The organism is Pseudomonas sp. P8_241, from assembly GCF_034008315.1.
Lineage (GTDB): Bacteria > Pseudomonadota > Gammaproteobacteria > Pseudomonadales > Pseudomonadaceae > Aquipseudomonas.
The window spans coordinates 5330284-5342217 of sequence record NZ_CP125377.1 but is presented as its reverse complement, the minus strand read 5'-3'; the positions used below and the strand labels follow the sequence as shown (position 1 = coordinate 5342217).

12 protein-coding genes are annotated in these 11934 nt (G+C 56.2%); 8 read left to right on the top strand and 4 right to left on the bottom strand.

Annotated elements, in window-relative coordinates; genetic code table 11:
* Positions 1 to 2: 2 nt before the first annotated feature.
* The gene (locus QMK58_RS23915) at positions 3 to 2039 is read right to left on the bottom strand and encodes an ATP-binding protein (RefSeq protein ID WP_320395529.1); all 2037 of its coding nucleotides are present in this window, start codon (positions 2037 to 2039) and stop codon (positions 3 to 5) included.
* Positions 2040 to 2084: 45 nt separating this feature from the next.
* Complete coding sequence (locus QMK58_RS23910; protein ID WP_320395528.1) at positions 2085 to 3002, bottom strand: putative 2-dehydropantoate 2-reductase; 918 nt, start codon at positions 3000 to 3002, stop codon at positions 2085 to 2087.
* 134 nt (positions 3003 to 3136) lie between these two features.
* Between QMK58_RS23910 and QMK58_RS23905 the strand changes: the two genes are divergently transcribed.
* Both QMK58_RS23905 and QMK58_RS23900 read left to right on the top strand, forming a co-directional pair.
* The gene (locus tag QMK58_RS23905; RefSeq protein WP_053155306.1) at positions 3137 to 3622 is read left to right on the top strand and encodes a YajQ family cyclic di-GMP-binding protein; all 486 of its coding nucleotides are present in this window, start codon (positions 3137 to 3139) and stop codon (positions 3620 to 3622) included.
* A gap of 136 nt (positions 3623 to 3758) precedes the next feature.
* Positions 3759 to 4601 (top strand): mechanosensitive ion channel family protein, encoded by an 843-nt coding sequence (locus tag QMK58_RS23900; RefSeq protein ID WP_053155308.1) that lies wholly within the window; start codon positions 3759 to 3761, stop codon positions 4599 to 4601.
* A 127-nt stretch (positions 4602 to 4728) separates the two neighbouring features.
* Here the strand turns inward: QMK58_RS23900 and QMK58_RS23895 are convergent, their stop codons facing one another.
* Complete coding sequence (locus tag QMK58_RS23895; protein WP_053155310.1) at positions 4729 to 6060, bottom strand: OprD family porin; 1332 nt, start codon at positions 6058 to 6060, stop codon at positions 4729 to 4731.
* A 904-nt stretch (positions 6061 to 6964) separates the two neighbouring features.
* Between QMK58_RS23895 and QMK58_RS23890 the strand changes: the two genes are divergently transcribed.
* Positions 6965 to 7390, top strand: coding sequence for an HIT domain-containing protein (locus QMK58_RS23890; RefSeq protein WP_053155312.1), 426 nt, complete (start codon positions 6965 to 6967; stop codon positions 7388 to 7390).
* 3 nt (positions 7391 to 7393) lie between these two features.
* Entirely contained in the window at positions 7394 to 7600 is a 207-nt protein-coding gene (locus QMK58_RS23885; RefSeq protein WP_053155314.1) for a SlyX family protein, read from the top strand.
* A gap of 91 nt (positions 7601 to 7691) precedes the next feature.
* On the opposite strand, the gene QMK58_RS23880 is transcribed toward QMK58_RS23885, so the two are convergent.
* A complete protein-coding gene (locus tag QMK58_RS23880; protein WP_053155316.1) occupies positions 7692 to 8294 on the bottom strand; it encodes a cold-shock protein in 603 nt (200 codons plus the stop codon).
* Positions 8295 to 8597: 303 nt separating this feature from the next.
* Between QMK58_RS23880 and QMK58_RS23875 the strand changes: the two genes are divergently transcribed.
* From QMK58_RS23875 to aspS, 4 genes are all read left to right on the top strand, one after another.
* Complete coding sequence (locus QMK58_RS23875; protein ID WP_053155318.1) at positions 8598 to 9068, top strand: Dps family protein; 471 nt, start codon at positions 8598 to 8600, stop codon at positions 9066 to 9068.
* Positions 9069 to 9335: 267 nt separating this feature from the next.
* Positions 9336 to 9674: a ribbon-helix-helix domain-containing protein gene (locus tag QMK58_RS23870; protein ID WP_053155321.1), complete on the top strand. Its 339-nt coding sequence runs from the start codon at positions 9336 to 9338 to the stop codon at positions 9672 to 9674.
* A gap of 123 nt (positions 9675 to 9797) precedes the next feature.
* Positions 9798 to 10019 (top strand): zinc ribbon domain-containing protein, encoded by a 222-nt coding sequence (locus tag QMK58_RS23865; RefSeq protein WP_320396562.1) that lies wholly within the window; start codon positions 9798 to 9800, stop codon positions 10017 to 10019.
* A 108-nt stretch (positions 10020 to 10127) separates the two neighbouring features.
* A complete protein-coding gene (gene aspS, locus QMK58_RS23860) occupies positions 10128 to 11903 on the top strand; it encodes an aspartate--tRNA ligase (RefSeq protein ID WP_053155323.1) in 1776 nt (591 codons plus the stop codon).
* Positions 11904 to 11934: the final 31 nt, after the last annotated feature.

The following is an 11934-nucleotide window of genomic DNA, read 5'->3' as shown; positions in this document are numbered from 1 at the left end:
GGTTACCTCGTTAGCTGATTGAGTTCTTGAGAAACAAGCGGGGTGCTTGCCAATGGCAGGCGCAAGGTGAAACAGGTGCCTTGGCCCAGGGTTGATTGCACTTCCATCTGACCCTTGTGGTTGTTGGTGATGATGAAATACGACACTGACAGGCCAAGGCCTGTGCCCTGGCCGATTTCCTTGGTAGTGAAAAACGGTTCGAACGTGCGTTTGCGCACGCTTTCGCTCATGCCGATGCCGTTGTCCTCGACCTGGATTTCCGCCCACGGCGGATTGAGTCGGGTGCGCAGAATGATCCGCCCCGGTTCGCTGTCGTCTTCGCGCTGGTGAATGGCTTGCGCGGCGTTTTTCAGCAGATTGAGCAAAACTTGCTCCAGTTCGTTCGCAGTGCCCGGCACCGGCCCCAGCGCCGGGTCGAACTGGCGGATGATTGCCTGGCCCTTGAAGTCGAAACCGATGGCCAGATCGAAATCGTTGCCGGCAATTTCCACGGCTTGATCAATCAGTGCAGGTAAATCGCACGGGGCCATTTGTCGGGTGCTGCGGCGGCTGAAACTGAGCATGTGGGTAACGATTTTTGCTGCCCTGGCGCCGGCCTGCTGGATGCCGTCGAGTAACTGCGGCACTTCGCGGATTTGCAGATACTGGTTCACCGTCGCCAGTTCGATGTTGGCCTGTTCCGCCACTTCGATGTTTTTTGGCAGTTCAGGCGACAGGCGTCGTCGAATGTTTTGCACGTTGTGCAGGATCGCACCCAACGGGTTATTGATCTCATGGGCCATGCCAGCGGCAAGACCGCCGACCGAGAGCATTTTCTCTGACTGCACCATCATTTCTTCCAGGGACAGGCGCTGGGTGATGTCGTCGATCCTGATCACCACGCCGCGCCCTGCGCCCCCCATGAGCGGATAGAATGTCAGGGCGTAGTGCCGGGGTTCCTCGTCCTTGACCCAGGTAACCCGTTCGATCTTGGCCACCATGTGTTGCTCAACGGTTTGCTTGAGCTGCGGCAAAAACGGCTTGAGCGGCTCGAAAGCCAGGAAGATCGGCTGATTCAAGGCTTCGTCCAGACGCGTGCCGGACAGGGCGCTGGCCTCCTGATTCCATTGCGTCACGTAAAGCTGTTCGTCGAGTGCAATCAGCGCTGACGGCATGGAGTCGATGATGCTGTTGAGGTAATTCTGGAAGCCGGTGAGTTTCTTTTCGATCTTGCTGCGCACCTGGACTTCAAGTTCCAGCTTGCGATTGGTATGCCGGGTTTCTTCGGCTAGACCCTGGGCCTGGTCGTAGGCCGCCTGTGAGTCGTCCCGCGCCCGTTTGAGCTGCTGCTCCCGGGCTTCGATGCGCGAGAGCATGGTGTTGAACGCTTCCGCGAGACTGCCGATTTCATCGTGGTTGCCGCGCGAGGCGCGCAACGCGTAATTCTCTTCGCGGGTCACTTGTCGGGACAGCTCTTCGAGCTGATGGATCGGTCGGGTGATCAGGCGCTTGATCTGGCGAGCGATCACCAGCCACAGCAGCACGCTGAAAATCAGGATGCCGAGGCTCGCGGTCAGAGTCCCTGTATAGAAGGCGACGGGCAGTTCGCTGCTGGCGACCAGCAGCAAATGCCCGGGAGCGGTGCCCGGGCGGGGCAGGGTGATGACTTGATTGCTGCGAAACTCGGTAGCCTGCCAGGCTTCGATATGCCGGTAGCGTTTGGGCAGTTCCAGCTTTTCGCCATGCTGCAATTGCGCGAGCTGCTCGCCCTTGCCGTCATAGAGAGCAGCCGCGCGCAACGGCGAATAGGCATTGAGCTCATTGAGCAGGCGCTCGGCGCTTTGCGGCGATTGGAGTGCCTCGGACACCAGGCTGGGGTTGGAGATCAGGCGGCCGATCGTCTGCAAGGCTTGAGGCGCCATGCTTTCCTGCGAGATGTAGTACGCGGCGCTGATAAATGTCAGGTTGGCCACGAGCAGGACGGTGGTCAACAGCACCAGCAGGGCGGCCAGAAGTTTCTGGCCGACAGGCAGGTTTTCAAGACGCTGGCGCAATGGCATCAGGTTCTTCGCTGAATAGGAACAAGTGGCCAGCGTAGCCGCTGCTCAGTCGCTGGGCAATCCAAGGCTGTGCAGACGGGTGATAAGGCGTTGTTGCAATTGAGTGAGGTGGGGCAGTGTCAGCTGATGACGTTCCGCGACTTTGCAGGCGTAACCGAGCAGGTAACTGATCTCGGTACGACGCTGGCTCGTAACATCCTGATGCATCGAGGAATAATTGGCAGCGGTCGCGTGAATCACGCGTTCGACTTCCGACAGCAGGTTTTCGGCGGCGGCAGGCTGTCCGCAACGCTCAAGCAACTCCGTCAGTTCGCTACACAGGGTAGCGACTTCGCAGTGGTGGTCTTGTAAGACGCCATTGCGGCAATCGTGCAGCACCGTCAGCGGATTGATCGCGCAGTTGAGCGCGAGTTTTCGCCACAGCCTCGTCAGAATTTCCGTGTTCCATTCATGGGGAATGCCGGCTGTGCTCAAGTCTTCCAGCCAGATCGGCGCGACCGGGTGGCAGGTATCCCCGAGCCAGGTGAAGCCGTGCCCTGCAAACACCACCCGCCAGTCACCATCGCGAAAGGCACCCTCGGTACTCGACGCAAAAATGCAGCGCGCCTGTGGAACCTGCATTGCTACGGCGTCCTGACTGCCCAGACCGTTTTGCAACAGGATCACCTCGGTACCCGGCGCCAGGCGCGGCGCCAGTTTGGCAACCGCCGCTTCGGCGTCGTAGGCTTTGCAGGCCACCAACAGTCGGCTGATCGGTTCAATGCTTTCGGGTGTTTCGGCGGGTACGGCAAAGCGTTGTGTTTCACCGTGTTCCACGAGCGTCAGTCCGCCAGCGGCCTCGTAGGCCTGCAGTCGCGCGGTATCACGCAGAATCAATCTGACCGACGCTCCGGACCGTGCCAGACGTGTCGCCCATAAAGTGCCGAGGCTACCGGCGCCCAGAACATGCCAGGTGGTGGACATCAACTTTTTGCTCTGTTTGAAGCGCGCATCGGAGGCTCGCAGTGAATGATGGAAAAGACCCGTTATAATCAGCGCGGATTTTAACCGCAAGCAAGGCGTGCTTTCTCGGCGCGCCTTTTATTTGGAGAGATTACATGCCGTCGTTCGACGTGGTATCCGAACTGGACAAACACGAAGTCACCAACGCGGTCGAGAACGCCGTCAAGGAACTCGATCGTCGCTATGACCTGAAAGGCAAGGGCAGCTTCGAGTTCAAGGAAAAAGACCTGACCGTCAATCTGACCGCTGAAGCGGATTTCCAGCTTGAAGCAATGATTGAGATCCTCAAGCTGGCGCTGGTCAAGCGCAAGATCGACGTGCAGTGCCTTGAGGTCAAGGATGCGTTTGCGTCGGGTAAATTGATGAAGCAGGAAGCCGTTCTCAAGGAAGGCATCGACAAAGAGCTGGCCAAGAAAATCGTTGCTCACGTCAAGGATGCCAAGCTCAAGGTCCAGGCCGCCATTCAGGGCGAACAGGTGCGCATTACCGGCAAAAAGCGTGACGACTTGCAGGAAGCCATTGCCGCGCTGCGAGCCAAGGAATTCGGCATGCCGCTGCAGTTCAACAACTTCCGCGACTGATTTTCGAAGCGGGAACCTCTCGGCGTTTTCGGCGTCCGAGGCCCAAGCAACGGCAGAAACGATTGAGCCCGTGGCGGTTCGGTCTTTCTGCCGCTATTTTTCGCGTGCCGGATAGCCGGAAAACAGGAGAAAGCAGATGGACTTAAATGCTGAAGTAGACAATCTGGTCAAGGCTTCCCAAGCCTGGATCCCGATGATCATGGAGTACGGCAGTCGCGTACTGTTGGCGGTGATCACCCTGGCTATCGGCTGGTGGCTGATCAACAAGGTCACGCAAAAGCTCGGCGGCCTGCTGGCGCTGCGTAATGCAGATCTGGCGCTGCAAGGGTTCATCAGCAGCCTGGCAAACATCATTCTCAAGGTTCTGCTGATTGTCAGCGTGGCGTCGATGATCGGTGTGGAAACCACCTCGTTTGTCGCGGCGATCGGTGCGGCAGGTCTGGCCATCGGTCTGGCCTTGCAGGGGAGCCTGGCAAACTTCGCCGGTGGCGTGCTGATTCTGTTGTTCCGTCCGTTCCGTATCGGTGACTGGATCGAGGCCCAGGGTGTTGCCGGGACCGTCGACAGTATTCAGATTTTTCACACTGTCCTGCGCACGGGCGACAACAAAACCATCATCGTACCCAACGGCAATCTGTCGAACGGCATCATCACCAACACCAACCGTCAGCCGACCCGCAAGGTTGTCTTCGATGTGGGTGTTGATTACGAAGCGGATCTGCAAAAGGCCCGTCAAGTATTGCTGGAGCTGGCCAAGGATCCACGCGTGTTGACCGATCCCGAGCCTCAGGCCGTGATTTCGACCCTGGGCGACAGTTCGATCACTGTTTCCCTGCGTGTGTGGGTCAAGACGGCTGATTACTGGGACGTGATGTTCATGTTCAATGAATTGTCCCGTGACCGCCTCCGGGATGCGGGTATCGATATTCCATTTCCACAGCGGGTTATTCGTGTGGTTCAGGAATCTGCGGTGCAGTGAAGTGTATTTAATACAGGCCTGACTGTTTGGTCAGGCCTGTATTGGTTGAACCTCGTACAACAAGTAATAAAAAAGGCCCATCCGAAGATGGGCCTTTTGTTTGTTACCGCAAACTAACTGGATGCGATTACAAAACCGACAGCGGGTAGTCGACGATGAAACGGAACTCTTTCACGTCGCCTTCGCCTTCGTCGGCATTAGCGAAGTGCCATGCCTGACGGATACGGAAGGACAGGTCCTTGGCTGGGCCAGACTGAACTACGTATTTGGCTTCAAAGTTGGTTTCGTTGTGCTTGCCATCTGCACCGTAGAAACCTTCGTAAGAACTGCCTGCTGGAGTGTTGGTACCGTCGATGTCCCAACCTTTCACGTAACGGGTCATGAAGCTCAGACCTGGAACGCCGTACTCAGCCATTTTTAGGTCGTAACGAACCTGGGCAGACTTCTCGTTTGGTGCGTTGAAGTCAGAGTACTGGATGGAGTTGGCGAGGAAGATCGAGTCGCCACCCTTGTTGTTGTCACCCACGCCGATGTAGTCGAACGGGGTGTCGCCGTTGATTTTCTGGAAGGCCACGGTAATGGTGTGTGCCTGCAGGAACGAGAAAGCAGCGGCCAGGGAGAACGCGGTGTTGCTGATAGCGCCGGCTTTAGCGTCACCGGTATCTTCGGTGTTGTAGATGTTACCGTCCAGGTTCAGCGACTCACTGTCAGTGAACGGGATGGTGTAGTTCAGGTTGGCGTAGTACTGGTTCCAGATGTCTTCCAGCTTGGCGCCGTACAGCGATGCACTCAGGTTGTCGGTGATGCCCCATTTGCCACCAGCGTAGTCGATGGAGTTGGCTTCCTCGCCAGCGTAGGTAGCATACAAGCCGCCTTCACGGGAGTTGGCGTTCTGGCTGGTGCCCGAGTAGAAATGACCGGCTTCGAGGTCAAGGTTCTGGATTTCGCTGCTCTGCAGCTGGAAGCCGCTCGCAGTTTGCGGAAGGATGCGGGAGCCGCCGACAGCGAATACCGGAGCGGTGCTCGGCTGCATGTCACCCATTTTCAGCTCGGTCTTGGAAACGCGAAGCTTCAGAGCGCCGCCAGCTTTACCCTGGCTGTCTTTGTTCTGGCCTTGGTCGTTGAGGCTCAGGTTGCCCGACCCTGCATTCTCGTCGGTGCCGTCGAGCTTGATTGCCAGGTAACCGAATGCATCAACGCCAACACCGATCAGGCCTTGGGTGTAGCCAGAGCTGAAGTTGCCCCAGATGCCTTGGGTCCAGTCTTTCTGGTCACGGCTGCCGGAATCTTTGTTATCACGGTTGAAGTAGTAGTTGCGAACCAGCAAGTTCAGCGTGCTGTCTTCAACAATACCTTTGGCTTCAGCCTGGTCACTTACGAAAGGGGCGGCCGTAGCCAATTGGGTACTGGCTGCTGCTGCAACTGCCAGTGCGATCATGCTCCACTTCATCACGCGCATCGTGATTTGCTCCTTTGGTTTTTAGAAGAGTACTGCCGTCCCACCTGTTTTATTATCTGGGCGGCTCTTTCTTTTTGTGTCGGCGCAAACTTATATCACGCCGACAATGTTGGCGATACTTGCGTATCTAACCTTTCGTGTTCTGTACGACCCTGTCGCAAACAGCTTGGTAGATGTCGCAAATTTAAAGCCCCAACGCAACAGGGTTGACCACGTCTGTGCGGTTTCTTTACGCCTGAGTGTCGGTAAAAAGAGTCCTTGGTGAAACGTTTGAATCTCCTTTGGGCTACCTTGCCACTGTTTTTTTCTGCCTTCGGGCTTCCACTTCCAGCGGAGCGCCATCAGGCGATGTGGGTATGAATGCAACAAGCGTGCACAAACTACTGTTGTGCTGCTGTTTTTTTCTAAAACGTTGACTGGTCGTGAAAAAACCTCATAAACCGGGGGGTTCAAGCGCCTTTTTTTTTGGCTTGACTCCGTGTTGCACATCATGGTTCCCGGTTGATGTCGACCGCCTGACCGCCAAAAATGTTACCGGTTCACCCCGCCTGTGGGTAAAAGGCGGATGTCGAAGCGTTCAGCGTAGACGCACTGTGCGGTTTTGGTGCGAAAAATTTTACTGAATTTTCTCGAACCGAAAAAAATTCTCATCACCTGAAGCAAAAATATCGTTATCAATCAGTCATTTCGATGTTTTTGGTCTCGGCGGCGGTGCTGTCATGGTGCGCTCAACCGAAAAACGATTCATGGCAGTGCGCGGCACGCCTCTATTTTTCCAAATGCAGGATCGGTTCGTCGTGAAGCGCGTGCGATTCGCAGGTATGCTGCCATCCGGTCGTTTGGCGCACCCCACTCTCGGGATGGGCGCTAAGCTGAAAATGATGCCCCGGCGGGAGTGCTCACAGTGTTCGATTTAGATCCACGCCTTCAACAAGACACGTTGCCGATCGGAGACTTTCCGCTCTGTCGGTTACTGCTGTCCAACGACTCGAATTATCCCTGGTTCATCCTGGTGCCACGTCGCGAAGCTATCAGCGAGATATTTCAGTTGGATGTCTCTGATCAGTTGCAGTTGTTTCAGGAAACCACGGCGCTGGCGGAAACCCTCAAGGACGCCTTTGACGCAGACAAATTAAATGTCGCGGCTTTGGGTAATGTTGTCAGTCAATTGCACATGCACGTCATCGTGCGCAAACGCGAAGACGTCGCGTGGCCGGCACCGGTATGGGGGAAGCATCCCGCCAAGCCTTACGGTTCGGAACAAATCGCTGCCATTCACGAACGGTTGCGTCTGGTATTGACCGATGGTTTTACGTTTTTGGAGGACTGAGCCATGAGCCTTGAAGAGCGCGTGACTGATCTGGAAAGTCGTCTGGCGTTTCAGGATGACACCATTCAGGCATTGAATGATGTACTGGTGGCGCAACAGCGGGTGGTTGAGCGCCTGCAGCTGCAGATGGCGGCACTGCTCAAGCGGCAGGAGGAAATGGTCGGTCAGTTCGAGTCTTTTGAAGAAGACGCCCCACCGCCGCACTACTAGTAGTAGTTAGTCGTTAGTGAGTTGAGATTGCGATGTAAGCAAAAAAAACCGCGAACAGTCAGGCTGTTCGCGGTTTTTTTATGGCCTTGAATCAGCGTCGTGGCAATGCGGCGATCACGTCTTCGGCTTGCAGGCCTTTGTCACGGTTCATGACAGAGAACTCTACGCGTTGGCCTTCGACCAGGACGCGATGTCCTTCGCCACGAATGGCCCTGAAGTGCACGAAGATATCGTCGCCGGAATCGCGGGAAATAAAGCCGAAGCCTTTCGACGTATTGAACCACTTGACGGTGCCGGTATCGCGGTTGGTCATGTCATAGCTTGGTGATGCCGTTGCAGGTGATGATTTGTAAAAGCTGATGGCCAGGTGCAAGGCTACGGCAACAAGCGCCGCTACCAGGCTGAACAGAACGGCGGGTTGGCCGGCAATGACGGGCATCGGTGCGATCAGCGTCAATGTTTGCAGAACCACAGCCAGTACCAGCAAGGCACTGACCAGGTTCTGCAGTTGATGACGCGGGCCTTTGTTCCAGTAAGGAATGACGGGAGCAAGAGTAAGGTTGAGCAGGCCGAAAAAGGCCAGGTAAAGGGCGTCGGGTTGTTGCAGGTAGGGTAAGGCTTCGGGATGCAGGCTAGGGATGAAGGACAGCAGCAAAGCCGCTGCACCTATCAACAGGTGGACGATTTTCAACATTTTGATTAACTCACGTTAAGACAGCACACAAGGAAGAGCTGATGGCGCACGGTTCGCTTCAGAACAATAGGAGGCGTTGGACACGTACCCGGTATCAGCCTATGCGTCGCACCCGGAAAAAATAGGCATTGACGACACGCTGCCTATTTAACAGTAAAGCCGCAGGGTACTCAAATCAGGGCGTCCGACGGCTAGTCAAGGAGGGGCGATGTTCCCGAAATCTCGGGGCTGCGGTGTGAGGGCAGGCTTGCTAGAGTGGTTGTGCACCTGTTGGATGAAATTCATCACCTTTAGGGGAAAGACATGGCAATCGATATCGGTATCAGTGAAGAGGATCGCAAGTCCATCGTCGACGGACTGTCGCGTCTGTTGTCGGACACCTATGTTCTTTATTTGAAAACCCATAATTTTCATTGGAACGTCACCGGGCCCATGTTTCGGACCCTGCACTTGATGTTCGAAGAGCAGTACACCGAACTGGCGCTGGCGGTCGATTCCATCGCCGAGCGCATTCGCGCCCTCGGGTTTCCTGCACCCGGTGCTTATTCTGTTTATGCGCGCCTCTCTTCTATCAAAGAGGAGGCGGGGGTGCCTGCTGCAGAAGACATGATCAAACAATTGGTCGAAGGCCAGGAAGCCGTGACACGCACTGCGCGAGGCATTTTCCCGTTGCTCGACAAGGTCAGCGACGAACCGACGGCAGATCTGCTGACCCAGCGTATGCAGGTTCACGAGAAAACCGCGTGGATGTTGCGCGCGTTACTGGACCAATAACGCTTCTGAACGCGGGTAACACCATTGAGGTGTTGCCCGCGCTGCCTATTCCGACATCTTTACGCACTTCTCAGTGAAGGCATCGGCGGAAAGTTGCGTGGGAAAAATACCTGAGTAGGACGTTGTCCATGATCTGCCAGCAGTTGTTGGCTTATCCTACGATCAGGGTCATAAAGTCATCTGGATATACCTTTGTATCCGCGTTTTTATAAGTGGCACACAGTTGCTCATATAAAAAATCGAGGATGACAAAGGAGTGTCAGCGTTATGGTTTATGGCAGAGAAACACAGGGGCGGGACAATACACGTAGTGAAATAATGATTGATCCATTCGTCCGTGAATTTGATATGGGGCTGGTACGGCCTTTGTCTCGTTCCGTGCGCTTGAACGGCTTTGCGACCTGTTTGCGACTTGAGCAGGTTTATTGGGATATTCTGGCGGACATGGCCAGGATCAATTGCTGCACGGTAAGCACCCTGTTGTCTCACGTGGATCGCGAAGTACATTTGCGCCATGGCGGGGTAAAGAATTTCAGTGGATTGGTGCGGGTCGTCTGTGTTGTGCACAATCTCAGGGAAGTGGTGATGTCCCAGCCATCGCATTAAACAGGCAGAGTGTCGGCCTGTGCAGTCTTACGGCTGCACAGGCCGCATTTAATGGATATAATCCCGCTCTTTGCCGCAAAGCCCTGCGTGCGCGGTAGCAATCTGATCGCCGAGACAACCCCCATGCCGATGTACGATTATCAATGTGCTTCCTGTGGTCATCAGTTGGAAGCCATTCAAAAGATCAGCGATGCACCGCTGGTCGACTGCCCTGCCTGTCAGGCGCCAGAGCTTAAAAAGATGCTGTCCATGCCGGGCTTCCGCCTCAGCGGCAGCGGTTGGTACGAAACCGATTTCAAGACCGGTACCAAGAAGAATCTGGCCGGCGGCGACAAAGCTGACTAAGGTCTGGAACCCGAGTTGAACGACACGTGCGAGCTCTTGAGCATCCCGCAGCGGATGTGCCCAAGGTCTCCAACCGAATTTCGAATTACGAGAAGTGAAACCACTACCATGATGCGCAGCCATTATTGCGGCCAACTGAACGAAAGCCTGGAAGGCCAGGAAATTACCCTTTGCGGATGGGTCCACCGTCGCCGTGACCACGGTGGGGTGATTTTCCTCGATATCCGTGATCGTGACGGTCTGGCCCAGGTAGTGTTCGATCCAGACCGTGCAGAAAGCTTTGCCGCCGCCGACCGCGTACGCAGCGAGTTCGTCGTGAAGATCACCGGCAAGGTTCGCCTGCGTCCGGCCGGTGCTACCAACGCCAACATGGCGTCGGGCATGATCGAAGTCCTGGGTTATGAACTGGAAGTGCTGAACGAGTCGGAAACCCCGCCGTTCCCACTGAACGAGTTCTCCGACGTTGGCGAAGAAACCCGCCTGCGTTATCGCTTCCTCGACCTGCGTCGCCCGGAAATGGCCGAGAAGCTGCGTCTGCGTTCACGCATGACCACCAGCATCCGTCGCTTCCTGGACGAGAACGGCTTCCTCGACGTCGAGACGCCGATCCTGACCCGTGCCACCCCGGAAGGCGCACGTGACTACCTGGTGCCTAGCCGTACTCACGCTGGTTCGTTCTTCGCCTTGCCGCAATCGCCGCAGCTGTTCAAGCAACTGCTGATGGTGGCCGGGTTCGATCGTTACTACCAGATCGCCAAGTGCTTCCGCGACGAAGACCTGCGCGCCGACCGCCAGCCGGAATTCACCCAGATCGACATCGAGACCAGCTTCCTCGATGAAAAAGAGATCATGGGCCTGACCGAGCAAATGATCCGCAACCTGTTCAAGGAAGTGCTGGGTCTGGAATTCGGTGATTTCCCGCACATGACCTTCGAAGAAGCCATGCGCCGCTACGGTTCCGACAAGCCTGACCTGCGTAACCCGATGGAACTGGTTGACGTTGCCGACCAGCTCAAGGAAGTCGATTTCAAGGTGTTCAGCGGCCCGGCCAACGACCCGAAATGCCGTATCGCCGCCTTGCGCGTTCCGGGCGGGGCAAGCATGCCGCGCAAGCAGATCGACGATTACACCAAGTTCGTCGGCATCTACGGTGCCAAGGGCCTGGCGTACATCAAGGTCAACGAGCGCGCTGCCGGTGTTGAAGGTCTGCAGTCGCCGATCGTGAAAAACATCCCTGAGGCCAACCTCAACGTGATCCTCGATCGCGTTGGCGCGGTCGATGGCGACATCGTGTTCTTCGGCGCCGACAAGGCCAAGATCGTCAGCGAAGCCCTGGGTGCGCTGCGGATCAAGCTCGGTCACGACCTGAAACTGCTGACTTGCGAGTGGGCACCGATGTGGGTCGTCGACTTCCCGATGTTCGAAGAAAACGACGACGGCAGCTTCAGCGCCTTGCACCACCCGTTCACCGCGCCGAAGTGCACGCCGCAAGAGCTTGAGGCCAACCCGGCCGGCGCTCTGTCCCGTGCCTACGACATGGTGTTGAACGGTACCGAGCTGGGTGGCGGTTCGATCCGTATTCACCGCAAAGAGATGCAACAGTCGGTGTTCCGTCTGCTGGGCATCAACGAAGCGGAACAGGAAGAGAAATTCGGCTTCCTGCTCGACGCCCTGAAGTACGGCGCACCGCCGCACGGTGGCCTGGCCTTCGGTCTGGACCGTCTGGTGATGCTGATGACCGGCGCCCAGTCGATCCGTGAAGTGATCGCCTTCCCGAAAACCCAGAGCGCGGCAGATGTCATGACTCAGGCGCCGGGTCAGGTGGATGCCAAGGCATTGCGCGAATTGCATATTCGTCTGCGCGAAACGCCTAAGGCCGAGTAAGGCTGGTCAGAAGGGCGCATCTCTGGATGCG

Bases quoted from the DNA above. Each gene is read 5' to 3' on its own strand.
- QMK58_RS23915 (WP_320395529.1), bottom strand. From the start codon at position 2,039: ATGCCATTGCGCCAGCGTCTTGAAAACCTGCCTGTCGGCCAGAAACTT.
- QMK58_RS23910 (WP_320395528.1), bottom strand. From the start codon at position 3,002: ATGTCCACCACCTGGCATGTTCTGGGCGCCGGTAGCCTCGGCACTTTA.
- QMK58_RS23905 (WP_053155306.1), top strand. From the start codon at position 3,137: ATGCCGTCGTTCGACGTGGTATCCGAACTGGACAAACACGAAGTCACC.
- QMK58_RS23900 (WP_053155308.1), top strand. From the start codon at position 3,759: ATGGACTTAAATGCTGAAGTAGACAATCTGGTCAAGGCTTCCCAAGCC.
- QMK58_RS23895 (WP_053155310.1), bottom strand. From the start codon at position 6,060: ATGCGCGTGATGAAGTGGAGCATGATCGCACTGGCAGTTGCAGCAGCA.
- QMK58_RS23885 (WP_053155314.1), top strand. From the start codon at position 7,394: ATGAGCCTTGAAGAGCGCGTGACTGATCTGGAAAGTCGTCTGGCGTTT.
- QMK58_RS23880 (WP_053155316.1), bottom strand. From the start codon at position 8,294: ATGTTGAAAATCGTCCACCTGTTGATAGGTGCAGCGGCTTTGCTGCTG.
- QMK58_RS23875 (WP_053155318.1), top strand. From the start codon at position 8,598: ATGGCAATCGATATCGGTATCAGTGAAGAGGATCGCAAGTCCATCGTC.
- QMK58_RS23870 (WP_053155321.1), top strand. From the start codon at position 9,336: ATGGTTTATGGCAGAGAAACACAGGGGCGGGACAATACACGTAGTGAA.
- QMK58_RS23865 (WP_320396562.1), top strand. From the start codon at position 9,798: ATGCCGATGTACGATTATCAATGTGCTTCCTGTGGTCATCAGTTGGAA.
- aspS (WP_053155323.1), top strand. From the start codon at position 10,128: ATGATGCGCAGCCATTATTGCGGCCAACTGAACGAAAGCCTGGAAGGC.